Source organism: Stutzerimonas sp. FeSN7 (assembly GCF_030263795.1).
Taxonomy (GTDB): Bacteria; Pseudomonadota; Gammaproteobacteria; order Pseudomonadales; family Pseudomonadaceae; genus Stutzerimonas; species Stutzerimonas stutzeri.
In genome coordinates, this window is sequence record NZ_JARPMN010000001.1 from 1792941 (window position 1) to 1815537 (window position 22597).

The 22597-nt window shown below is 61.1% G+C and carries 20 protein-coding genes; 5 read left to right on the forward strand and 15 right to left on the reverse strand.

Features of this window, described 5'->3' with window-relative positions:
• Positions 1–53: 53 nt before the first annotated feature.
• Positions 54–1115 carry an AI-2E family transporter gene (locus tag P5703_RS08420; RefSeq protein WP_279641926.1) on the forward strand — a complete coding sequence of 354 codons (1062 nt, stop codon included), beginning with the start codon at positions 54–56 and terminating at the stop codon, positions 1113–1115.
• A gap of 46 nt (positions 1116–1161) precedes the next feature.
• Here the strand turns inward: P5703_RS08420 and P5703_RS08425 are convergent, their stop codons facing one another.
• Entirely contained in the window at positions 1162–3156 is a 1995-nt protein-coding gene (locus P5703_RS08425) for a PhoX family protein (protein ID WP_049340903.1), read from the reverse strand.
• Between the two features lie 225 nt (positions 3157–3381).
• Here P5703_RS08425 and P5703_RS08430 point away from each other — a divergent pair, with 225 nt between their 5' ends.
• Positions 3382–4584, forward strand: coding sequence for an ISL3 family transposase (locus tag P5703_RS08430; protein ID WP_285585726.1), 1203 nt, complete (start codon positions 3382–3384; stop codon positions 4582–4584).
• A gap of 70 nt (positions 4585–4654) precedes the next feature.
• Here the strand turns inward: P5703_RS08430 and P5703_RS08435 are convergent, their stop codons facing one another.
• The 10 genes from P5703_RS08435 to P5703_RS08480 form a co-directional block, all read right to left on the reverse strand.
• Positions 4655–6250 carry an isocitrate lyase gene (locus tag P5703_RS08435; RefSeq protein WP_108241691.1) on the reverse strand — a complete coding sequence of 532 codons (1596 nt, stop codon included), beginning with the start codon at positions 6248–6250 and terminating at the stop codon, positions 4655–4657.
• A gap of 479 nt (positions 6251–6729) precedes the next feature.
• Positions 6730–7539 carry a secretin N-terminal domain-containing protein gene (locus P5703_RS08440; RefSeq protein ID WP_108241692.1) on the reverse strand — a complete coding sequence of 270 codons (810 nt, stop codon included), beginning with the start codon at positions 7537–7539 and terminating at the stop codon, positions 6730–6732.
• Entirely contained in the window at positions 7536–8165 is a 630-nt protein-coding gene (locus tag P5703_RS08445; RefSeq protein WP_011913434.1) for a DUF7931 domain-containing protein, read from the reverse strand. The genes P5703_RS08440 and P5703_RS08445 overlap by 4 nt, the downstream gene beginning before the upstream one ends.
• Positions 8166–8171: 6 nt before the next feature.
• Positions 8172–8597: a GNAT family N-acetyltransferase gene (locus P5703_RS08450; RefSeq protein ID WP_279641925.1), complete on the reverse strand. Its 426-nt coding sequence runs from the start codon at positions 8595–8597 to the stop codon at positions 8172–8174.
• The gene (locus tag P5703_RS08455) at positions 8590–9756 is read right to left on the reverse strand and encodes a ribosomal protein uL16 3-hydroxylase (RefSeq protein ID WP_011913432.1); all 1167 of its coding nucleotides are present in this window, start codon (positions 9754–9756) and stop codon (positions 8590–8592) included. Before P5703_RS08455 ends, P5703_RS08450 begins: the two co-directional genes overlap by 8 nt.
• 77 nt (positions 9757–9833) lie before the next feature.
• Positions 9834–11204, reverse strand: coding sequence for an adenylosuccinate lyase (gene purB, locus P5703_RS08460; protein WP_279641924.1), 1371 nt, complete (start codon positions 11202–11204; stop codon positions 9834–9836).
• An 85-nt stretch (positions 11205–11289) separates the two neighbouring features.
• On the reverse strand, positions 11290–11928 hold the full coding sequence (hflD, locus tag P5703_RS08465; protein ID WP_011913430.1) for a high frequency lysogenization protein HflD: 639 nt from the start codon (positions 11926–11928) through the stop codon (positions 11290–11292).
• Positions 11925–13052 carry a tRNA 2-thiouridine(34) synthase MnmA gene (mnmA, locus tag P5703_RS08470; RefSeq protein WP_152732187.1) on the reverse strand — a complete coding sequence of 376 codons (1128 nt, stop codon included), beginning with the start codon at positions 13050–13052 and terminating at the stop codon, positions 11925–11927. The genes hflD and mnmA overlap by 4 nt, the downstream gene beginning before the upstream one ends.
• A gap of 67 nt (positions 13053–13119) precedes the next feature.
• Entirely contained in the window at positions 13120–13560 is a 441-nt protein-coding gene (locus tag P5703_RS08475; protein ID WP_011913428.1) for an NUDIX hydrolase, read from the reverse strand.
• Positions 13561–13664: 104 nt separating this feature from the next.
• Complete coding sequence (locus tag P5703_RS08480) at positions 13665–15893, reverse strand: NADP-dependent isocitrate dehydrogenase (RefSeq protein ID WP_279641923.1); 2229 nt, start codon at positions 15891–15893, stop codon at positions 13665–13667.
• 355 nt (positions 15894–16248) lie between these two features.
• On the opposite strand from P5703_RS08480, the gene icd reads away from it, so the two are divergent.
• Positions 16249–17505 carry an NADP-dependent isocitrate dehydrogenase gene (gene icd, locus P5703_RS08485; RefSeq protein WP_011913426.1) on the forward strand — a complete coding sequence of 419 codons (1257 nt, stop codon included), beginning with the start codon at positions 16249–16251 and terminating at the stop codon, positions 17503–17505.
• Between the two features lie 59 nt (positions 17506–17564).
• Here icd and cspD read toward each other — a convergent pair whose 3' ends face one another.
• Entirely contained in the window at positions 17565–17828 is a 264-nt protein-coding gene (gene cspD, locus P5703_RS08490; RefSeq protein ID WP_013982942.1) for a cold shock domain-containing protein CspD, read from the reverse strand.
• Between the two features lie 218 nt (positions 17829–18046).
• On the opposite strand from cspD, the gene clpS reads away from it, so the two are divergent.
• Positions 18047–18409 carry an ATP-dependent Clp protease adapter ClpS gene (gene clpS / locus P5703_RS08495; protein ID WP_026006451.1) on the forward strand — a complete coding sequence of 121 codons (363 nt, stop codon included), beginning with the start codon at positions 18047–18049 and terminating at the stop codon, positions 18407–18409.
• Positions 18410–18438: 29 nt separating this feature from the next.
• A complete protein-coding gene (gene clpA / locus P5703_RS08500; protein WP_011913423.1) occupies positions 18439–20709 on the forward strand; it encodes an ATP-dependent Clp protease ATP-binding subunit ClpA in 2271 nt (756 codons plus the stop codon).
• A gap of 124 nt (positions 20710–20833) precedes the next feature.
• On the opposite strand, the gene infA is transcribed toward clpA, so the two are convergent.
• The 3 genes from infA to aat all read right to left on the reverse strand — a co-directional run bounded on the left by infA (position 20834) and on the right by aat (position 22590).
• Positions 20834–21052, reverse strand: a complete 219-nt coding sequence (gene infA / locus P5703_RS08505) for a translation initiation factor IF-1 (RefSeq protein WP_002553999.1) — start codon at positions 21050–21052, stop codon at positions 20834–20836.
• A gap of 97 nt (positions 21053–21149) precedes the next feature.
• Entirely contained in the window at positions 21150–21857 is a 708-nt protein-coding gene (locus P5703_RS08510; protein WP_011913422.1) for an arginyltransferase, read from the reverse strand.
• Between the two features lie 52 nt (positions 21858–21909).
• Complete coding sequence (gene aat, locus P5703_RS08515) at positions 21910–22590, reverse strand: leucyl/phenylalanyl-tRNA--protein transferase (RefSeq protein WP_279641922.1); 681 nt, start codon at positions 22588–22590, stop codon at positions 21910–21912.
• Between the last annotated feature and the right edge of the window lie 7 nt (positions 22591–22597).

Genomic DNA, 22597 nt, shown 5'->3' on the forward strand with positions numbered 1-22597 from the left:
TCGCGCTCTCGCTCGTTGACTAAACAGAACGATACGCAGCGACAGGGTCAACAATGGTCAACTCGACGCTCGAGCAGAAAGTCTTCCTCGCGCTGCTGGTAGTGGTTTCCCTGGCGTTCGGCTGGATTCTGTTGCCGTTCTATGGAGCAGTTTTCTGGGCGGTCATTCTCGCCATCATCTTTGCACCCTTGCAGCGCTACCTTTACCGGCGGTTCAGTCAACGCCGCAATCTGACGGCGTTGTTTACCTTGCTGGTCTGCCTGCTGGTTGCCGTGCTACCTGTCATTCTGATTACGGGCATGCTGGTTCAGGAAGGCGCGACCCTTTACAAGCAGATAGAGAGCGGCGAGCTGGACATTGGTCGCCTCGTATCGGGTCTGCGGGAGCTGTTACCTCAATCGGTCCAGGCGCAGCTTCAGCGCTTCGGCTTCGGGGATCTGGACTCCATGCGGGAGCGGCTGGCATCGGGTGCGCTCGAGGGCAGTCAGTTTCTCGCCACCAAGGCGTTCAGCTTCGGTCAGGGGACGTTTCAGTTCCTGATCAGCTTCTTCGTGATGTTGTATCTGCTGTTCTTTTTCATCCGGGACGGTCGAGAGCTGGTGGCACGGATCAGAAAGGCCATTCCGCTCAGCGATGCCCAGAAAACGCGCCTTTTCAACAAGTTCACCCGTGTGGTACGTGCGACGGTGAAGGGCAACATTGTGGTCGCCGTCACTCAGGGAGCTCTGGGCGGAATCATCTTCGCCGTACTCGGCATATCCGGCGCGCTGCTTTGGGGTGTGTTGATGGCGTTTCTGTCGTTGCTCCCCGCGGTGGGGGCCGGACTGATCTGGACGCCCGTCGCCATCTACTTTCTGATGACCGGGGCGATCTGGCAGGGCGTGATTCTCACACTCTATGGCGTGCTGGTGATCGGCCTGGTGGACAACATTCTCAGGCCCATCCTGGTGGGCAAAGACACCAAGATGCCCGATTACGTCGTGCTGATCTCGACGCTGGGCGGTCTGGCGCTTTTCGGTTTGAACGGGTTCGTGATCGGCCCGCTGGTGGCGGCTTTGTTCATATCCACATGGGGGCTGTTCACTTCACCTGAAGAGCCCCCACCGGGCCAATGATTGCCGACGCGGCAGAGGGCCTGGCGCTCGCCAGGCCCCTTGGCCTTTACATCAGGCGCTTACCATCTTCACGAGTGATGATGACGGTGGCCGAGCGGGGACGCCGACCGGCGCCGTCTGGCCAGGTGCTCGTGTAGTTCGTCGAGGTCGAACCCTCACCCGGATGCTGGATGTTCACGAACAGCGTGCGGAAGTCAGGCGTTGCCGTGATTCCTGTCACCTCGGCACCCGGCGGGCCGACCAGGAAACGCTTGGTTTCACCTGTTCTCGGGTCGGAAACCAGCATCTGGTTGTTGCCAAACGGACCGGAGCTCAACTGGCTGCCGCTCATGTCGGTCTGGATCCACAGGCGCCCTTCATCGTCGAACCACAATCCATCGGGGCTGGCCAGGATATTCGTGGCGTCCAGCGCACGGCCTTTCGGGCTCCGGCTGTTTTCCTCAGGGCCGGCGAGCAGGTAAATATCCCAGGTGAATCGGGTGCCGGCAAAATCCCGGCTCGCTTCGCGCCAGCGAATGATATGGCCGAACGCATTCGGTGAACGCGGGTTGGCCGCATCGGACTGCTGGCGACCGCTATTGTTGGTGAGCGTGAAATACACCTCACCCGTGTCAGGATGTACCGCACCCCATTCCGGGCGATCCATTTTCGTTGCACCAACGATATCGGCGGCCAGGCGGGTATTGATCAGCACCTCTCCCTGATCGGCGAACCGAACGCCAGCGGCCTTGCAGGCGCGCTGAAACGCTGGGTTGGCATGATCCAGCGCGAGCCAGTCGCCACTGCCATCCGGGTTGAAACGCGCCACGTAGAGGACGCCATCGTCCAGCAGGCGCCCGTCGCTGCGCTGAGGTCGATATTTGTCGCGGCTGACGTACTTGTAGATGTACTCGTTCTGCGAGTCGTCGCCTGAATAGCAGACGACAGGGCGGCCTGGCTTGACCGGCGCGAACACCAAGCCTTCATGGGCGAAACGGCCGAGCGCTGTGTGCTTGATTGGAGTCGAATGGGGATCGAACGGATCGATTTCCACCACCCAGCCAAAGGTGTTTGGCTCGTTGCGGTAATCGCCTTGGGCAGTAGCCGCGATGCGGGTCGCATTGAATCGCTCGAATTCATCGCCTGTCACGGTTTCCCATCCATAGCGTCCGGCTCCCCGGACGCCGTAGCGGCTGAGCTCACGCGGAAGCTCGGCGTCGCCAGTAGCGAAATAGCCGGCCCAGTTTTCCTCGCAAGTGAGGTAGGTTCCCCACGGCGTGAATCCGTTGGCGCAGTTGTTGAGGGTGCCGCGGGCCGAGGTGCCGCTTGGGCTGTAGCGGGTACGCATCAACGCGTGGCCGCGCGCCGGGCCTTCGATTCGCATCGGTGTCGCGCCGGTGATGCGGCGGTTTCGCGCCGTCGGCAGCACGGACCACTCGCCGCGTGGACCTCGGCGGATTTCAACTACCGAGACACCGTGTGCGTTGATCTCCTTGCGGACTTCGTCGACGTTGACGCGCTTGCCATCCACTACGGTCGGACCGTTACGGTGGAGCAGGGGTGCATCGATGTACTCGTGATTGAGAACCAGCAAGCCGTGGTCGCTCTGCCGTCCGCCCAGCTTCGCGTTCATGGGGAAGAAGTGCATTCCGTCGTGGTGCATGCCGACCTGTTGGGCCTGATCTTCAGCCGTGTTGCTGGCATCTTCCAGCCAGGCCGGATAGCGGCCGGTAATCGGCGTGCCCCAAGGGATGAAGGTGGTGGCGGTATAGCCTGACGGCACGGTTATGGTGTCGGCACGGGTAACGGCCACCGGCACGAACGGCAGGCGGGTACGACGTTTGAACGGAACATCTTTGATCCCGCGGGACATTGGCTCCGCCGCTTGCGCGAGGCCGGGAAGGGATGCGCCAAGAAAGGCCAGGGCACCCATGGCTGCGCCACCCGCGAGCACTTTACGTCGGCCAAGGGAAATCACATCCTGGATATGCGGATTCGTCGAATGGTTACTGGGCAACTCGTCCCCGTTGCCGAACAGAATGTCGTTGTTCTCAGTAATCACGGCGCAGCTCCATAACGATTGTTGTCGGAGCCATGACGCTAAGGTTCGTATGCGACAAGAGAATGACAGTGGAGCGCTGGCCGACGAAGCGTAACCGTGCACCACTCAATCCGTCGCAAAAAAAAAGGTTCTTCGCGGACTCTGGGGGAAGAGCGAGTTGACAGTCAGGGAAGCAGGTAAATTGGCAGTCGCCAAACACACCCTTCACCTGTCCCTGCTGTCGCCGTGCATCCTATTGATCTTGCCTCGTTCTGGCCAGGCTATGACGTCGTTGCCTGCCGTTCATCTGCCAACAACTCCCTTCTGATTGAGCTTGAGCCTCAAGCCGGTTCAGTGCCCAGGTGCGGGCGTTGTGGTCAGCTCAGCCCGTTGATTCACGAGCGCCGGATTCGTCTGGTGCGTGATCGCGATCTGTTCGATCAGCGCGTCCTGCTTCAACTACCCGTGCGCCGAGTCGATTGCCTGAACTGTGGTCGGGTGACCGAGCGGATCGACTGGCTGGAGCCTGCATCTCGCCTGACCCGGCGGTTACGGGTCTGGCTCGAAAGCCTGCTGCGGCTGCTGCCGATCAGCCACGTCAGCCGGCTCACCGGCCTGCACTGGCACACCCTCAAGACGCTCGATAAACGACGCCTGGAAGCCGAGGTAGGCACCTTCGATTCAAGCGGTGTCCGCCGGTTGGTGATGGACGAGTTCGCCCTGCACAAGGGGCATCGCTATGCCACGGTCATCATGGATGCCGAGCGAACACGGGTGCTGTGGGTCGGCCACGGCAACAGCCGTGAGGCGATCCGCCCGTTCTTTGAATTGCTCGGCGAGCACTGCCAGCAGATTGAGGCGGTGGCCATGGACATGAACACGGCTTTCGGCCTGGAGGTAAAGCAACATTGCCCGCAGGCCGAAGTGGTGTACGACCTGTTTCACGTCGTCGCGCGCTACGGCCGGGATGTGATCGACCGTATCCGGGTCGACCAGGCCAACCTCCTGCGCGAAGACAAGCCGGCACGAAAGGCGGTCAAGCAGAGTCGTTGGCTGCTGCTGCGAAATCGCGACAACCTGAAGGACGGACAGGCCGTGCAGCTACAGGAACTGCTCGCAGCGAACCAGCCGCTGGCTACGGTCTATGTACTCAAGGATGCCTTGAAGGATGTCTGGTACGCCCCCAGCGTACGAGAGGGTTGGCGACGCTGGCGAACCTGGCTGCGACATGCTCGCGAGAGCGGCCTCGCGCCGCTGCAACGCTTCGCTCGCAACCTGCGCAAATACGCCCGAGGCATCCTTGCCAGTGCTCACTTCCACATGCATACCAGCGTCCTTGAGGGTGTTAACAACCGCATCAAGGTGATCAAGCGCATGGCCTATGGATTTCGGGACTCGGAATACTTCTTTCTGAAAATCAAGGCCGCCTTCCCCGGGAAAGCGCGATGAACCAAAAAAAAGCCCCGGCTCACGCCAGGGCTTTTTTCACACCGCAGCCGGGGCGGCTGCGAACCTGTTCTTAGTGGAACTGGTTCATGGTGTTGTCTTTGCCGCTTGCCTTCAGAGCAGCTTCGCCAGCGAAGTACTCCTTGTGGTTGTCGCCGATGTCAGAGCCAGCCATGTTCTGGTGCTTGACGCAGGCGATACCCTGACGCAGTTCCTCGCGCTGAACGCCCTTGACGTAGGCCAGCATGCCCTGGTCGGCAAAGTAGCCCTTGGCCAGGTTGTCGGTCGACAGAGCAGCAGTGTGGTAGGTCGGCAGGGTGATCAGGTGGTGGAAGATGCCGGCGTGAGCCGAACCGTCGCGCTGGAAGGTACGGATCTTCTCGTCTGCAACCTGGGCCAGCTCGGTTTCGTCGTACTCGACGCTCATCAGCTTGGCGCGGTCGTAGGCGGACACGTCCTTGCCTTCGGCAACGAAAGCGTCGAACACCTGCTGACGGAAGTTCAGCGTCCAGTTGAAGGACGGGCTGTTGTTGTAGACCAGCTTGGCGTTCGGGATGACTTCGCGGATGCGGTCAACCATGGCCTTGATCTGGCCAACGTGCGGCTTCTCGGTTTCGATCCACAGCAGGTCGGCGCCGTTCTGCAGCGAGGTGATGCAGTCCAGAACGCAGCGGTCTTCGCCGGTGCCAGCGCGGAACTGGAACAGGTTGGACGGCAGACGCTTCGGACGCAGCAGCTTGCCTTCGCGCTTGATTACGACGTCGCCATTGCCCAGCTCGGCTTCGGAGATTTCTTCGCAATCCAGGAAAGAGTTGTACAGGTCGCCCAGGTCGCCCGGCTCTTTGGTCACGGCGATCTGCTTGGTCAGGCCGGCACCCAGGGAGTCGGTACGAGCAACGATCACGCCGTTGTCGATGCCCAGCTCGAGGAAGGCGTAACGAACGGCAGCGATCTTGGCGAGGAAGTCGGCGTGCGGAACGGTTACTTTACCGTCCTGGTGGCCGCACTGCTTCTCGTCGGAAACCTGGTTCTCGATCTGGATGCAGCAAGCGCCTGCTTCGATCATGCGCTTGGCCAGCAGGTAGGTAGCTTCCGGGTTACCGAAGCCAGCGTCGATGTCGGCGATGATCGGTACGATGTGAGTTTCGTAGTTGTCGATCTGGCTCTGGATCTCGGCAGCCTTGGCGGAATCGCCGGCCTCACGAGCAGCGTCCAGAGCGGTGAACAGCAGGTCCAGCTCACGGCTGTCAGCCTGACGCAGGAAGGTGTACAGCTCTTCGATCAGGTCGGAAACGGCAGTCTTCTCGTGCATCGACTGGTCCGGCAGCGGGCCGAACTCGGAGCGCAGAGCAGCAACCATCCAGCCGGACAGGTAGAGGTAACGCTTGTTGGTGGTCTTCAGGTGCTTCTTGATGGAGATCAGCTTCTGCTGACCGATGAAGCCGTGCCAGCAGCCGAGGGATTGCGTGTAGACGGACGAGTCGGCGTCGTACTCGGCCATGTCCTTGCGCATGATGTCGGCGGTGTACTGAGCGATTTCCAGACCGGTCTTGAAGCGGTTCTGGGCGCGCATGCGAGCGACGGACTCAGGGTTGATGGCGGCCCAGCTGCTGCCGTATTGCTCTTTCAGGGCGGCAACTGCCTTGATGTCGTCTTGATATGCGGACATGTTCAATCCTTCAAAAATAAGTGTGGTTGAGCACCGACTTTTTCCCACCGAACCTACGTGCTATCGCTGATCAGTGCGGGCAACACGCGGCAGAGCGTCGAAATATCGACCGGGACGAGGATTGAACCAAGGAGAAGGGGGATACGACCGCCGGGCTGGCTGGTTCCGGTTGCTGCGCCCACAGCCGGCGTGGCTGCCGTGTGCGCTACAACAACGAGAAGCTGGTCAGACTGGCTGATGCGTCAATCGCTACCCCGTCCCTCGGGACGACTCGTTCCAGTCGCAACCTCGTCAGTCCGCCTTGTGGGCAGTACAGTCACGGAACGGCTCGGCTGGTTGGCTGGAGCACGCCCCGGAGACCCTTGCCAGGGCCCCTGGTTAGCGGGAGCGGGCCAATAATGCGCCGCTGTTTTTTCATCGTCAATGGTTTTGTAGTGTTTTTTTTAGGCCACTACATTCTTCTGCGCGTCAGCAGTGGTTCAGTCGAGAACATCCACTTTCAGGCGCATCGAAAGGTTCTGGCTGCCCTGGGTGGAATAGCGACGCAGCGTGCCGCGCTGATCAGAACTTGCGCTTTCATCGATACCGCCCACGGTGATCCATTCGCCGACGCGCCCACTGATGCGGGTATCGGCATTCTGCACTTCGACGACGCCACTGCGGCCCTGAGCGAGTCGGTCGCGGCTGCTGCTGATACTGATCTGCACGCGATCGCCATGCACCGTGGCGGTGGCGTAGAAACCACGCAGAACATCACGATACTGGGTTTGCTGATAGATCTGGCCATAGCCATCGGTGCCCTGAGTCGTCAACGGAACACTCTGGCCAACCTGAATGAGCGCCGGATAGCCCTCGCTGGCCTGAATCTGCTGAATGCCACCGTCCCGGCTGTTGGTACTGCGACGAATGATGCGAACCTGGTCCCTGCCTCCGATCTCGCCGCGGCCCGTTTCGAACTCCACGTCGCCGGCGCGTACCGAGCCGTCTACCCGATATCCTCCCGTCGCGCTGCTAGCCGAGTCTTGGGTATCGACGCTGATCAACAGGCGTTTGGGGGCCACATCCAGTTGGTCCACCACCTGGCGCAGCTCTCGAATCAGTGCGTCCGGTGCGTTGACGATCAGCTGGTTGCCATATGCCGTGACTCGGCCCTGGCCGCCCAGTACCGACTCGGCTACCGGAAGCACTTCCTCGCCCATGCGGTTGTTGAGCTGGATGACTTCGGTTGCCGCCTGCAGCGGCAGGCAGATGCTGAGCGCGACGGCCAGCAGCGTGATACGAGGACTCATAACAGGAAGCTCCGCAAGTTTGCGTCCGATTGCCCATGATCCCATGCCTTGTCGAACTCTGCCTGGCGTATGCGCACGCGAGCAGGGTCACGATACAGGGCGTAGCCAGCATACTGGTCGGCCTTGGGGCGCTCCAGCAGCCCGCAGTCGTCGGCGAGGAGATAGGTGCCGTTCGGCTCGGGGTAGTCCGGATGCAGCTTGCGAATATGGACATTGCTGGTCAACCGGCGCGCGAGTTGAAGAAGGCGATGCCCTTCCTTCACGGCGCGAGTTGGGTCGGCGACCAGGATACGCAGCTGGTTGCGAGGGTGTGCGAGCAGAAGGCGAGTGCAGGCCTGCTGAATGCTGCTGTGATGATAGAGCCAGGGCTCCAGGTCAGTGCTGTAGATGCACAGGGCACGGGTCGCCTGCTGCAGCATGGCCAAGGCGTGCTGGCGTACTTCAGTCGGCTTGTCGAATCGTTGCAGCTCGACATCCCGTCCAAGGCGGAAGGGGGCCGCGACCCAGGCTTCGGGCTCGGGAAGATCAGGAGGCGGATTGTGTACGGCGAAGCGCCCCGGGGAGTGAAAGTCGATAGCCGGCAGTTCGGCCTGTTCGGTTCGCTCCTTGGGGGCATCGTCGTTCATTTCGTCTCACTGGCTCCGGCGGAGCATCTCAACATGAGGGATGCCGGCTTCAAGAAATTCGTCGCTGACAACCTTGAAGCCAAGCCGCTCGTAAAACGCGGTGGCATGGACCTGAGCGGTCAGAGTCTGTTCGGTCAGGCCGCGGCGCTCGGCTTCGGCAATGACCGCTCGCATCAGCGCATTGCCGACGTTCATGCCGCGCCAGTCGCGCAACACCGCCACGCGGCCAATCTGCCCGTCGGCCAGGAGCCGAGCGGTGCCGATCGGATAGCCGCCCTCGAGTGCAAGGAAGTGCACCGCTTCGGCATCGTCGGCGTCCCACTCCTGCTCGGGCGGTACGGCCTGCTCGGCAATGAATACGGCCTCGCGGATGCGCCGCAGTTCGGCGTTGTCCTGCTGCCAGTCGGCGATCCGTACCTGAACGCTATTCATCAGCAAACTCCAGACTTCCTTGTTTTACCAGTTCGCACAGCAGCGCCCGGCCATCCTCGTCGCTCAGCCATCGACCGACGTTTTCGACATGCAGCGCGTCGGCCGAGCAGATCAGTTTCAACAGTTCGTTCAGCTTAGAGGGAAGCAGGCGGCTCTGGCCACTGGCGAACAGTAGCAGGCCGATATCCACCTCGCTCCAGGCCAGCCGGGCCGCGGGGTTGCGAACCAGTATCGCGCCGTCCTCCAGCGCCGACAGCAACTCGTCCTCGCTCAGTTCCGGGCCCTCGACACGCTCCGGATAACGCGGCTCGGTCATGAATTGGCCGAACCAGGTAAGCAGGAGGCGTTCGTCGCTCATGTGCTCGGCAAGCAATGCCTTCAAACGGTCCAGTGCATCGCTCTGGATCTGGAAGGGGTCATCGCTGGGTTGTAGATCGGCATCACTGTAGCGTTCTTCGTCTGGCAGGAATTGCGCGAGGAAGTCGGTGAAATGGGTCAGGACTTCCGCGGCGCTGGGTGCGCGAAAACCGACCGAGTACGTCATGCAGGCATCCTCGGCGGTGCCAAAGTGAGCGAGGCGAGGCGGCAGGTAGAGCATGTCGCCCGGCTCCAGCACCCATTCTTCGGTGCCCTGGAAGTCGGCGAGAATGCGCAGGTCGCCGTGGGCCAGCATCGGGCTTTCGCTGTCGCACATCTGCCCGATGCGCCAGCGGCGCTGTCCATGGGCCTGCAGCAGGAACACATCGTAATTGTCGAAGTGCGGTCCGACGCCGCCACCCGGAGCGGCATAGCTGATCATCACATCGTCGATGCGCCAGTTGGGCAGAAAGCGGAAATGCTCGATCAGCTCGGCGACGTCCGGCACGAGCTGGTCGACCGCCTGCACCAACAAGGTCCAGTCACGCTCCGGCAGCTGCTGATAGGTGTCCTCGGTGAATGGGCCTCGGCGCAGCTCCCAGGGGCTTTCGCCGTGTTCGATGACCAGACGGGACTCGACGTCCTCTTCGAGGGAGAGGCCGGCCAGTTCGTCCGGCGAGATCGGGCTCTGGAAACCCGGGATGGCCTGGCGGATCAGCAGCGGCTTCTTCTGCCAGTAATCGCGCAGGAATTCCCGAGCACTGATGCCGCCCAGAATTTGAAGTGGAATATCAGAAGTCATGCGTAACACCTTGCTCTATATGGCAGAGCTGAAAATAAAAACGCCCGGCACAGCCGGGCGTGCAGGCATGGGATCGATCAGATGCGCTTGGCCTGGGCAGCGGCGTTGCCGATGTAGCTTGCCGGCGTCAGCTTGCGCAGCTCCGCCTTGGCGTCGGCCGGGATGTCGAGGCCGTCGATGAAGGCCTGCAGTGCGTCAGGCGTAATGCCTTTGCCGCGGGTCAGATCCTTCAGCTTCTCGTAGGCATTCTCCACGGCATAACGCCGCATGACGGTCTGTACCGGCTCGGCAAGCACTTCCCAGCAGGCATCGAGATCTTCGGCGATGCGGGCAGCGTTGAGCTCCAGTTTGCCGATACCTTTGAGGCTCGCCTCGTAGGCGATGACGCTGTGGGCGAAGCCAACGCCCAGGTTGCGCAGGACGGTGGAGTCGGTCAGATCGCGCTGCCAGCGGGAAATCGGCAGCTTGCTGGCCAGGTGCTGGAACAGCGCGTTGGCAATGCCGAGGTTTCCTTCGGAGTTCTCGAAGTCGATCGGGTTGACCTTGTGCGGCATGGTCGAGGAGCCGATTTCGCCTGCGACGGTTTTCTGCTTGAAGTAACCGAGGGAGATGTAGCCCCAGACGTCGCGATCGAAGTCGATGAGGATGGTGTTGAAGCGCGCGATGGCGTCGAACAGCTCGGCGATGTAGTCGTGCGGCTCGATCTGCGTGGTGTAGGGGTTCCACGACAGGCCCAGATCACCCTCGATGAATTCGCGGGCATTGGCTTCCCAGTCGACGTCTGGGTAGGCGGACAGATGGGCGTTGTAGTTGCCCACGGCCCCGTTGATCTTGCCCAGCAGCGGCACGGCAGCTACCTGAGCGATCTGGCGCTCCAGGCGATAGACCACGTTGGCCAGTTCCTTGCCAAGCGTAGTCGGGGAGGCCGGCTGACCGTGGGTGCGCGACAGCATCGGCACGTCGGCGAACTGGACGGCCAGGCTGCGGATGGCGTCGGCGAGCTGGCGCATCAGCGGCAGCAGAACGGTGTCGCGGCCTTCGCGCAACATCAGAGCGTGGGACAGGTTGTTGATGTCTTCGCTGGTGCAGGCGAAGTGGATGAATTCGTTGACCTTGGCCAATTCAGGCAGCTGCTTGGCCTGCTCCTTGAGCAGGTACTCCACGGCTTTGACGTCGTGGTTGGTGGTGCGCTCGAACTCCTTGACACGCTCGGCGTGCTCCAGCTGGAAGTTCTCCGCCAGCTGATTCAACAGCGTATTGGCTTCGGCGGAGAAGGGCGCGACTTCCGGAATGCCCGGGTGGGCTGCCAGGCGCTGTAGCCAGCGGACCTCGACCTGAACACGGCAACGAATCAGGCCGAATTCGCTGAAGATCGGGCGCAGGGAGCTGGTTTTGCCGGCGTAGCGGCCATCGACGGGGGAAACCGCCGTGAGCGAGGAAAGCTGCATAGAGGGCATTCTCGGACAGTCGGGCAACGAAAAGGGCGCAGATTATACACGAATGTACCGGCACATCCCGGTCCATTCTCCCCGGTTATCGGTCTTCGCTCTGTGTCGAGCGCAGTCGAGGATAGAGTGCATCGAGCAGCTTGCGCCGGCTGAAGATCAGCTGCCAGCGGTGCCCGCCAAGCTGGCGCCAGAGGCGGGCAGAGCGAATGCCGGAGAGCAGCAGGGCGCGAATCTTGGCGGCGTTGTCGCTCTGCTGCAGGTGGCGCATGTCGCCCTGAACCTGGATGCGCTGGCGGAAGGTGCTTAGGGTGTCCTGATAGAGCCCGCCGAACGAGGCGACCACGTTTTCATGGGTGAGGCCGAAGTGCTCGACCTGCTGCTGGATCTGATCCAGCCGGCTGCCGATGACTTGCAGCATGTCGCCACGTTTGTCCAGCTGTCGCTCCAGGCCGATCATCGCCAGCGCATAGCGCAACGGTTCGCGCTGCAGGCTGCTGCTGTCGCGCTCCAGCGCGCCGACCAAGGCACGGTAGCCGTCTCGCAGATTGAGGTCGTCGCCGCCGTAGATTTCCAGTGTGGTCTGCGGGTTGCGCGCCAGTAGGCTACCGAGCATGCAGCCGAGCGCGGCGTTCGGCACCTGGCCGGTTCGGGCGATGCGGTCGACCAGCGTGGCGGCTTCGAACACCGCGCCGAGGGCTATCAGTTGTTCATCCAGCTTGCTCATGCTCGGCCCTCGAACCAGGGTTCGGCCTGTTCGATGACGCCGCCGCCGAGGCAGACCTCGCCATCATAGAACACCACTGATTGGCCAGGCGTGACGGCGCGTTGCGGCGCTTCGAACACGGCGCGATAGCCGTCGGAGGTCTGCTCCAGTGTGCAAGCCTGGTCGCTCTGGCGATAACGAACCTTGGCGGTCAGCTTGAGCGGGGCGCTGAGGTCCACGGGGTTCACCCAATAGATTTCGGAAGCCAGTAGAGCGCGGGAGAACAGCCATGGGTGGTCATTGCCCTGGCCAACGATCAGCACGTTGCGCTGCAGGTCCTTGCTTAGCACATACCAAGGCTCGTCGGAGGCATCCTTGAGACCGCCGATACCCAGTCCCTGGCGTTGGCCGATGGTGTGATACATCAGGCCGTGGTGCCGGCCAATTACCTCGCCGTCGACCGTTTCGATGTTTCCCGGTTGGGCGGGTAGGTACTGCTTGAGGAAATCACTGAAACGCCGTTCGCCAATGAAACAGATGCCGGTGGAATCCTTCTTCTTCGCCGTAGCCAGGCCGTGCTTCTCCGCAATCGCGCGGACCTCGGGCTTCTCCAGCTCACCGACGGGAAACAGTGTCTTGGCCAGCTGCTCGCCACCGACGGCATGCAGGAAGTAGCTTTGGTCCTTGTTAGGGTCCAGGCCCTTGAGCAGCTCGCTGCGGCCATCGCGGTCACGACGCCGCACGTAATGGCCGGTGGCGATGAGGTCGGCACCGAGCATCAGGGCATAATCGAGGAACGCCTTGAACTTGATTTCCCGGTTGCAGAGGATGTCCGGATTGGGCGTGCGGCCCGCCTTGTATTCGGCGAGGAAGTGCTCGAACACGTTGTCCCAGTACTCGGCGGCAAAGTTGGCGGTGTGCAGCTTGATGCCGATGCGGTCGCACACGGCTTGGGCGTCGGCCAGGTCTTCCTTGGCGGTGCAGTACTCCGTGCCGTCGTCCTCTTCCCAGTTCTTCATGAACAGGCCTTCGACCTGATAGCCCTGCTCGAGCAGCAGGAGGGCGGAAACAGACGAGTCCACGCCGCCGGACATGCCGACGATCACGCGTGTTTTTTCCGGAGCGGAGAGGGTCGCAACAGACATAGAAGTACGCCAGGGCTTTGCAAAGGGGCGAATTCTATCAGCTGGCGCCGGCGTGACGAAGTTGTGATCAGTTGCGAATCACGTCAAGCGGATGCAGTGGTCCGGCCAGGTAGTCGTCTATGCAGCGCGGAACCAGCTCGCTGCGCCAGCGTTCGGGCTGCTGGGCCAGCTCTTCGCGGCTCAACCAGCGAGCCGCAACGATGCCGTCGTCGAGCGGGCGCTGCGCATCGTGACGCACGGCCTTGGCGGCAAAGCACACGCGCTGATAGGTGATGCCGTTGCTCGGGGCGGTATACAGGTAGATGCCGACCAGGCCGGTGAGCTCGACCTCCCAGCCCGTTTCCTCCAGCGTCTCCCGGATGGCGGCCTCGCGCAGGTTCTCGTTGGCCTCCAGGTGGCCGGCGGGTTGGTTGAGCACCAGTCGGCCTGCCTTGAGTTCCTCCACCAAGAGGAAGCGGCCCTGGTCTTCGATTACGGTAGCGACGGTGATGTGGGGGTGCCAATCCATAGGGGCTGCCTTGCGCAAATGAGGCGATCATAACAGCAGCTGGGCTGCTGAAAGCACGAACCCCGGCGCAAGGCCGGGGTTCGTATTGACGCTCAGGTGCAGACTCAGGCGTTCAGCGCGGCCAGGGCAGCGTTGAAGGTGGCGCTGGGGCGCATCACCTTGCTGGTCAGCTCCGGGTTGGAGCGGTAGTAACCGCCGATGTCGACCGGCTTGCCTTGCACGGCTGCCAGTTCAGCGACGATGGCCGCTTCCTGCTCGGTCAGGGTCTTGGCCAGCGGAGTGAAGTGAGCCTTCAGCTCGGCATCTTCGTCCTGCGCGGCCAGAGCCTGCGCCCAGTACAGTGCCAGGTAGAAGTGGCTGCCGCGGTTGTCGATCTGGCCAACCTTGCGCGCCGGGGACTTGTTGTTGTCCAGCAACTTGCCAGTGGCCTGGTCCAAGGTCTTGCCTAGGATCTTCGCCTTGCTGTTGCCAGTCTTGATGCCAGTCTCCTCCAGCGAAACCGCCAGGGCGAGGAACTCACCCAGCGAATCCCAGCGCAGATAGTTTTCTTCGACCAGCTGCTGCACGTGCTTCGGCGCGGAACCACCGGCGCCAGTCTCGTACATGCCGCCGCCGGCCATCAGCGGAACGATGGACAGCATCTTGGCCGAGGTGCCCAGCTCCATGATCGGGAACAGGTCTGTCAGGTAATCGCGCAGCACGTTGCCGGTGACAGAAATGGTGTCCTTGCCGCGGATCATGCGCTCCATGCTCAGGCGAATGGCTTCGTTGTAGCTCATGATGCGAATGTCCAGGCCGCTCAGGTCGTGGTCCTGCAGATAGGTTTCGACCTTCTTCTGCAGCTGCATGTCGTGGGCACGCTCCGGGTCCAGCCAGAACACGGCTGGGGTGTTGGACTGGCGGGCGCGGGTAACGGCCAGCTTGACCCAGTCGCGGATCGGCGCGTCCTTGGTCTGGCAGGCACGCCAGATATCGCCTTTCTCGACTTCGTGCTGCATTAGTACGGTGCCATCGGCCAGTACGACGCGCATGGTGCCGTCGGCGTGCATTTCGAAGGTCTTGTCGTGTGAGCCGTATTCCTCAGCCTTCTGCGCCATCAGACCGACGTTCGGCACGCTGCCCATGGTGACCGGGTCGAAGGCGCCGTTGGTTTTGCAGAAGTTGATCATTTCCTGGTAGATGCGGGCGTAAGTGCTCTCCGGCATCACCGCCTTGGTGTCCTTCTGCTTGCCATCCTTGCCCCACATCTGGCCGGAGTTGCGAATCATCGCCGGCATCGAGGCGTCGACGATCACGTCGCTCGGGATGTGCAGGTTGGTGATGCCCTTGACCGAGTCGACCATCGCCATTTCCGGGCGGTGGCTATAGACCTCGTGGATGTCATGCAGGATTTCTTCCTGCTGCGAGGCGGGCAGGGACTTGATCTTGTCGTAGACGCTGCTGATGCCGTTGTTCGGGTTGACGCCCAGCTCCTTGAACAGATCGCCGTACTTGTCGAAGACGTCCTTGTAGTAAACGCTCACGGCATGGCCGAAGACGATCGGGTGGGAGATCTTCATCATGGTCGCCTTGACGTGCAGGGACCACATGACGCCGGTTTCCTTGCAGTCCTGCAGCGTGTCTTCGAAGAACGCGCGCAGCTTCTTGCAGCTCATGAACATGCCATCGAGCACTTCGCCTTCCTGCAGGGCGAGCTGCTTCTTGACCTCGACCTTGCCATCCTTGCCAACGAACTCGATACGCACGTCACCGGCTTTTTCCATGGTGATCGACTGTTCGCTGGAGAAGAAGTCGCCGCCGCGCATGTAATCGGCGTGGGACTGGGATGCCTTGCTCCACTTACCCATGGAGTGCGGATGCTTGCGGGCATAGGCTTTCACGGCGGCCGGCGCGCGGCGGTCGGAGTTGCCTTCGCGCAGGACCGGGTTCACGGCGCTACCGAGCACCTTGCTGTAACGCGCGCGCGCGTCTTTCTCGGCATCGGTCTGCGGGTCTTCGGGGTAGTTGGGGATGTTGTAGCCCAGGGCCTGCAGCTCGGCGATCGCTGCCTTGAGCTGTGGAACGGAGGCGCTGATGTTGGGGAGCTTGATGATGTTGGCGTCGGGCTGGTTGGTCAGCTCGGCAAGCTTGGCCAGATCATCTTCGACTTTCTTGTCGGCATCCAGCTGATCGGCGAAGCTCGCAAGGATGCGCCCTGCAAGAGAGATGTCGCGTGTTTCGACGGAGATGTCAGCGGAGGCTGCGAAGGCTTCTACAATGGGAAGAAGCGAATAGGTTGCCAGGGCTGGAGCTTCGTCGGTGAAGGTATAGATGATCTTCGAAGGGGTGGACATTTAGCGTTAACTCTCTTCTTGCTGGGCGTGCACAGAATCCCGAATGCGCCGGGTAGGCGCCCTGACTCTCCATCTAGTCGAGCCAGAAGGGGATTCGCCGCGGTGATGATGGATGCACCAATAGAGTGTCGAGCGTTTGAACCGCCGAGCCGCGGTGGCAGCGTCAGGGTTCAAGAGGCGGGTCTGGTACAGGCTCGTCCCTTATGACTTGTGAGTCATCGCGGCAGTATACCATCGAGCCCCCCTCTGGCAGAACGGCATTGCGCATACGACGAACGAACATGTAGTTTCAGGCGATTCGAGTGGGTTACCCTCAAACGACGATCGATGTCTAACCACGAAGACGGAGTCCAGCATGGGATACCAAAAGATCCAGGTGCCAGCCAGCGGTGACAAAATCACCGTCAATGCCGATAACACCCTGAACGTTCCCGACAATCCGATCATTCCTTATATAGAGGGGGACGGCATCGGCGTCGACATCAGTCCGGTGATGATCAAGGTCGTGGACGCAGCCGTGCAGAAGGCCTACGGCGGCAAGCGCAAGATCGCCTGGATGGAAATCTATGCTGGCGAGAAAGCCACTCAGGTCTATGACCAGGACACCTGGCTGCCGAAGGAAACACTGGAAGCGGTTCGCGATTATGTGGTGTCCATCAAAGGACCGCTGACCACGCCGGTTGGAGGCGGTATCCGTTCGCTGAACGTTGCGCTGCGTCAGGAACTGGACCTCTATGTCTGCCAGCGCCCGGTTCGCTGGTTCACTGGCGTTCCGAGTCCCGTGAAGAACCCAGGCGATGTGGACATGGTGATCTTCCGCGAGAACTCCGAAGATATTTATGCCGGTGTCGAGTGGAAAGCCGGCTCCCCTGAGGCGGAGAAGGTCATCAAGTTCCTCACCGAGGAAATGGGCGTCAAGAAGATCCGCTTCACTGAGAACTGCGGCATCGGCATCAAGCCCGTCTCGCTGGAAGGTACCAAGCGACTGGTTCGCAAGGCGCTGCAGTATGCCGTGGACAATGATCGTGACTCGGTCACCTTCGTCCACAAGGGTAACATCATGAAATTCACCGAGGGTGCTTTCAAGGAGTGGGGCTACGAAGTCGCTCGCGACGAGTTCGGCGCAGAGTTGCTCGATGGTGGACCCTGGATGCAGTTCAAGAACCCCAATACCGGCAAGAACATCGTGGTCAAGGACGCCATCGCCGACGCCATGCTGCAGCAGATTCTGCTGCGTCCGGCCGAATACGATGTCATCGCCACGCTCAACCTGAATGGCGACTACCTGTCCGACGCCTTGGCGGCTGAGGTTGGAGGTATCGGTATCGCTCCGGGTGCCAACCTGTCCGACACGGTGGCGATGTTCGAGGCGACCCATGGCACGGCGCCCAAGTATGCCGGTCAGGACAAGGTCAACCCGGGTTCGCTGATCCTTTCTGCCGAAATGATGCTGCGCCACATGGGATGGGTCGAAGCGGCCGATCTGATCATCAAGGGCACCGAAGGCGCCATTGCTGCCAAGACGGTCACCTACGACTTCGAGCGACTGATGGAAGGCGCGCAGCTGATGTCATGCTCGCAGTTCGGCGACGCCATGATCAGCCACATGTAAGCAAGTGGGTAAAAAGGCCGATCGATTGATCGGCCTTTTTTGTTCGCTCCCGCAGGACGTCAGGCGTCGACCGTGGAAGCACCCTGGGCAGCGGCAGGAGTCGTCGCTTCGGACACGGCTTGCTGAGGCCGGATGTCGGTTGCGTGGAGGCCTTTCGGACCCTGCAGGATATTGAACATGACCGCTTGCCCAGCTTTCAGAGTTCTGTAGCCTTCCATCTGGATGGCCGAGTAGTGGGCGAACAGGTCCTCATCGCCGCCGTCTGCTACGATGAAGCCGTAGCCTTTGGCGTTGTTGAACCACTTGACCTTACCGCTTAGCATGCTGTTATCCCTCTGCAAAGGAGTCCATTACTGGAGTAACATCCATTTCATTCCGCGCTTATGCAGCCCGAGGCCTCATGTTGCGCAACCCGTTTGCCCTTGTAGGCACTTACTGTTTGTATCACCGTTTTGCCGATAGTCAAGGCGACTCGTCAGCTGGCTGCGAAGCTGTCCATATTTATCTGGCCCCCGCGCCACGACCTAGAACCGTTATGCGCATGCATGCATTTGCTCAGATTCGACTAACATTCAATCAGGATCGGCCTCTGGAGGACGGAGACGATGCCTCTGGCCTGGCTGTTGAAGAGGCCAAGCCGCAGCTGAAGGCACCACCGATGTATAAAGTTGTCATGTTCAATGACGACTACACGCCGATGGATTTCGTCGTCGAGGTACTGGAAGGCATTTTCAATCACAGCAGGGAGCAGGCCACCAAGATCATGCTGGCCGTCCATACCGAGGGGCAGGCCGTCTGTGGTGTGTATACCCGCGACGTCGCCGAAACCAAAGCAATGCAAGTGAATCAATATGCAAGGGAATGCCAGCACCCGCTGCTTTGTGAGATCGAGAAGGACGGTTAACTCCGACTGCTGGGGAAGAGGTGAAAGCTATGTTGAACCGTGAGCTCGAAGTCACTCTGAATCTGGCTTTCAAAGAGGCACGTACCAAACGTCATGAGTTCATGACGGTTGAACACCTCCTGTTGGCCCTACTGGACAATGAAGCGGCTGCTACCGTACTGCGGGCCTGCGGGGCGAGCCTGGACAAGCTCCGGCACGACCTGCAGGAATTCATTGATTCCACCACACCACTTATCCCACAGCACGATGAAGAGCGCGAAACCCAGCCAACCCTGGGGTTCCAGCGAGTTCTGCAACGTGCCGTATTCCATGTGCAGAGCTCTGGCAAGCGTGAAGTCACCGGTGCCAATGTCTTGGTCGCCATCTTCAGCGAGCAGGAAAGCCAGGCGGTTTTCCTGCTCAAGCAACAGAACGTTGCGCGTATCGATGTCGTCAATTACATCGCTCATGGCATTTCCAAGGTCCCCGGAAATTCCGGCAGTCCAGAGAACGATGCCGACATGCAGGACGAGGACGGCAGCGAGGCGGGTGCTTCCAGCAATCCTCTGGACGCCTATGCCAGCAACCTGAACGAGCTGGCCCGGCAGGGGCGGATCGATCCGCTGGTCGGCCGCGAGCACGAGGTCGAGCGGGTCGCCCAGATCCTGGCGCGGCGTCGCAAGAACAACCCTCTGCTGGTCGGTGAGGCAGGCGTCGGCAAGACGGCTATCGCCGAAGGGCTGGCGAAGCGGATCGTCGATAATCAGGTGCCCGATCTGCTGAGCGATAGCGTCGTGTATTCGCTGGATCTTGGTGCGCTGCTGGCCGGTACCAAGTACCGCGGTGACTTCGAGAAACGCTTCAAGGCGCTGCTCGGCGAGCTGCGCAAGCGGCCCCACGCCATCCTGTTCATCGACGAGATCCATACCATCATCGGGGCTGGCGCGGCATCCGGCGGCGTCATGGACGCGTCCAACCTGCTGAAGCCGCTGCTGTCGTCCGGCGAGATCCGCTGCATCGGCTCCACCACGTTTCAGGAGTTCCGCGGCATCTTCGAGAAAGACCGCGCATTGGCGCGGCGTTTCCAGAAGGTCGACGTCACCGAGCCTTCGGTGGAGGACACCATCGGCATCCTGCGCGGGCTCAAGGGGCGTTTCGAGCAGCATCACAACATCGAGTACAGCGACGAGGCATTGCGCGCCGCGGCGGAGTTGGCCTCGCGCTACATCAATGATCGCCATATGCCGGACAAGGCCATCGACGTGATCGACGAGGCCGGCGCCTATCAGCGTCTGCAGCCCGAAGGGCAGCGGGTCAAGTGCATCGATGTCGAGCAGGTCGAGGACATCGTGGCGAAGATTGCGCGGATTCCCCCGAAGCACGTCAGCAGCTCCGACAAGGAATTGCTGCGTAACCTCGAGCGCGATCTGAAGCTCACGGTGTTCGGCCAGGACGATGCGATCGATTCGCTGGCCACCGCCATCAAGCTGTCCCGTGCAGGGCTAAAGGCACCGGACAAACCGGTGGGCTCCTTCCTCTTCGCCGGCCCGACAGGGGTAGGCAAGACCGAAGCCGCACGCCAGTTGGCCCGGGCGCTGGGGGTCGAGCTGATCCGCTTCGACATGTCCGAGTACATGGAGCGGCACACGGTGTCGCGTCTGATCGGTGCACCTCCCGGATATGTCGGATTCGACCAGGGCGGTCTGTTGACCGAGGCCATCACCAAGCAGCCGCATTGCGTGCTGCTGCTGGATGAGATCGAGAAGGCTCACCCTGAGGTCTTCAACCTCCTGCTGCAGGTGATGGATCACGGCACGCTCACCGACAACAATGGGCGCAAGGCCGACTTCCGCAATGTGATCATCATCATGACCACCAATGCGGGGGCGGAAACCGCAGCGCGGGCTTCCATCGGCTTCACCCTGCAGGATCATGCGTCCGATGCCATGGAAGTCATCAAGAAGAGCTTCACGCCGGAGTTCCGCAACCGCCTGGATACCATCATCCAGTTCGGTCGCCTGAGCCATGACGTCATCAAGAGCATCGTCGACAAGTTCCTGATCGAGCTGCAGGCGCAGCTGGAGGACAAGCACGTGACGCTGGAGGTGTCGGATGCTGCCCGTGGTTGGCTGGCAGAGCACGGCTATGACGCCCAGATGGGGGCACGGCCGATGGCCAGGCTGATTCAGGACAAGATCAAGCGGCCTCTGGCTGAGGAGATCCTGTTCGGAGAGCTGGCCGAGCACGGCGGTGTGGTGCATATCGATATTCGTGACGGTGAGCCGTTCTTCGAATTCGAAACCGCTGCCGAACTGGCCTGACGGCCGTTCAACGAGCGCCCGGCTTTTGCCGGGCGTTTTCGTTTGTGCGGTGTGCTGACGGTACGCGATGATAGGCGCAAACAAAAAAGCCCGGTAAGACCGGGCGTTTTTTCTCGCGGCTCGCTTAGCGGGCGCGGTAGGTGATGCGACCCTTGCTCAGATCGTAGGGGGTCAGCTCCACGCGAACCTTGTCACCGGTAAGAATCCGGATGTAGTTCTTGCGCATCTTTCCGGAGATGTGCGCAGTAACGACGTGCCCGTTTTCCAACTCCACGCGAAACATGGTGTTGGGCAGGGTGTCGACGACAGTACCTTCCATTTCGAAGCTGTCTTCTTTCGACATTCAGTAAAGTCCTCGGTATCCAGATAATTGGCCCGCGTAGATGCACGGGCAAAAGCGGCAAGCATTGTGCCCGAAATGGGTCGATGAGCCAAGGACTTCAGCTGAGCGTCACCCAGCGCTGGTTGACCAGAAGTTCGATGGGCCGATATTCGGTCTTGTAGTTCATCTTTCGGCAGTTCTTGATCCAATAGCCGAGATAGACGGCCTTCAGGCCAAGGCGTGCTGCTTCTCCCATCTGCCAGAGAATCGCATAGCGCCCCAGGCTGCGCCGTTCCTCGTCCGGATCATAGAAGGTGTACACGGCGGACAGTCCGTTGGGTAGCACGTCCGTGACGGCGACAGCCAGCAGCCTGCCATCCAGGCGGAACTCGTAGAAGCGGGAGAATGGTAGGTCGCGTACCAGGAAGGTGTTGAACTGCTCGCGGCTGGGTGGATACATGTCGCCATCGGCGTGGCGTTTCTCGATGTAGTTGGCATAGAGCGCATACAGCTCTTCGCTGAACGCCGGGCGGACGCCGCGGACTTGCAGGTCGGCGTTGCGCTTGAGGATACGCTTCTGTTGGCGACTGAGTTCCGGTGCATTCACCGGGATGCGGGCCGGAATGCAGGCCGAGCAGCGCTGGCAGTGGGGGCGATACAGATGGTCCCCGCTGCGACGAAAGCCCATCTCCGAAAGCTCCGCATACACCTGCACGTCCATTGGTTGGCTTGGATCGAGGAACAAGGTGGTGGCCTGTTCGTCGGGCAGGTAGCTGCAAGCGTGGGGCTGGGTGGCGTAGAACTTGAGGCGAGCCAGTGAAGTCATGGTCAACTCTCAGAAATCATGAACCCAGTGTAGGCCAGCTTACCGCGGTCGACTAGGCGCGCCAGTCGGCTGCGCTGGGGCGATCCAGATGCATTGCGAGTGCCTCGGCGAACGCCGCGCGCGGGATGCTGCGAGCGCCGAAGCTCTCCAGGTGGCGGGTCGGCATCTGGCAGTCGATCAATGCGAAGCCCCATTCGCGCAGCCGTTCCACCAGCGTGACGAAGCCGACCTTGGACGCATCGGTGGCGCGGCTGAACATCGACTCGCCGAAAAATAGCTCACCCATCGCGATGCCGTAGAGTCCGCCGACGAGTTGCCCTTGCTGCCAGACTTCCACTGAGTGAGCCACGCCCATCTCGTGCAGCCTGACATAAGCGTCTTGCATCGGTGTCGTGATCCAGGTGCCGTCGGCGTAGCTCCGCGGGCTGGCGCATCCCTGGATGACCTCGGCAAAGGCCTTGTCGAAGGTCACCCGATAGTCGCCGTGGCGCATGCGCTTGCGCAGACTGCGCGATACATGCAGCTCGTCAGGAAAGAGCACCGTGCGCGGATCGGGCGACCACCACAACAGGGGTTGGCCTTCCTGGTACCAGGGGAAACAGCCGTGGCGGTAGGCAGCCAGGAGTCGCTCGGGCCGCAAGTCGCCGCCAGCGGCAAGCAGGCCGTTGGGTTCGCTCAGAGCCGTTTCGAGGGGAGGAAAGCTGAGGTCGTCGCGCTTTAGCCAGGTCAGCATGTCGGCA

Excerpts from the sequence above, each read along its gene's own strand:
- P5703_RS08420 (WP_279641926.1), top strand. The coding sequence starts at position 54 with ATGGTCAACTCGACGCTCGAGCAGAAAGTCTTCCTCGCGCTGCTGGTA.
- P5703_RS08435 (WP_108241691.1), bottom strand. The coding sequence starts at position 6,250 with ATGTCCGCATATCAAGACGACATCAAGGCAGTTGCCGCCCTGAAAGAG.
- P5703_RS08440 (WP_108241692.1), bottom strand. The coding sequence starts at position 7,539 with ATGAGTCCTCGTATCACGCTGCTGGCCGTCGCGCTCAGCATCTGCCTG.
- P5703_RS08445 (WP_011913434.1), bottom strand. The coding sequence starts at position 8,165 with ATGAACGACGATGCCCCCAAGGAGCGAACCGAACAGGCCGAACTGCCG.
- P5703_RS08450 (WP_279641925.1), bottom strand. The coding sequence starts at position 8,597 with ATGAATAGCGTTCAGGTACGGATCGCCGACTGGCAGCAGGACAACGCC.
- P5703_RS08455 (WP_011913432.1), bottom strand. The coding sequence starts at position 9,756 with ATGACTTCTGATATTCCACTTCAAATTCTGGGCGGCATCAGTGCTCGG.
- purB (WP_279641924.1), bottom strand. The coding sequence starts at position 11,204 with ATGCAGCTTTCCTCGCTCACGGCGGTTTCCCCCGTCGATGGCCGCTAC.
- hflD (WP_011913430.1), bottom strand. The coding sequence starts at position 11,928 with ATGAGCAAGCTGGATGAACAACTGATAGCCCTCGGCGCGGTGTTCGAA.
- mnmA (WP_152732187.1), bottom strand. The coding sequence starts at position 13,052 with ATGTCTGTTGCGACCCTCTCCGCTCCGGAAAAAACACGCGTGATCGTC.
- P5703_RS08475 (WP_011913428.1), bottom strand. The coding sequence starts at position 13,560 with ATGGATTGGCACCCCCACATCACCGTCGCTACCGTAATCGAAGACCAG.
- P5703_RS08480 (WP_279641923.1), bottom strand. The coding sequence starts at position 15,893 with ATGTCCACCCCTTCGAAGATCATCTATACCTTCACCGACGAAGCTCCA.
- icd (WP_011913426.1), top strand. The coding sequence starts at position 16,249 with ATGGGATACCAAAAGATCCAGGTGCCAGCCAGCGGTGACAAAATCACC.
- cspD (WP_013982942.1), bottom strand. The coding sequence starts at position 17,828 with ATGCTAAGCGGTAAGGTCAAGTGGTTCAACAACGCCAAAGGCTACGGC.
- clpS (WP_026006451.1), top strand. The coding sequence starts at position 18,047 with ATGCATGCATTTGCTCAGATTCGACTAACATTCAATCAGGATCGGCCT.
- clpA (WP_011913423.1), top strand. The coding sequence starts at position 18,439 with ATGTTGAACCGTGAGCTCGAAGTCACTCTGAATCTGGCTTTCAAAGAG.
- infA (WP_002553999.1), bottom strand. The coding sequence starts at position 21,052 with ATGTCGAAAGAAGACAGCTTCGAAATGGAAGGTACTGTCGTCGACACC.
- P5703_RS08510 (WP_011913422.1), bottom strand. The coding sequence starts at position 21,857 with ATGACTTCACTGGCTCGCCTCAAGTTCTACGCCACCCAGCCCCACGCT.
- aat (WP_279641922.1), bottom strand. The coding sequence starts at position 22,590 with ATGCTGACCTGGCTAAAGCGCGACGACCTCAGCTTTCCTCCCCTCGAA.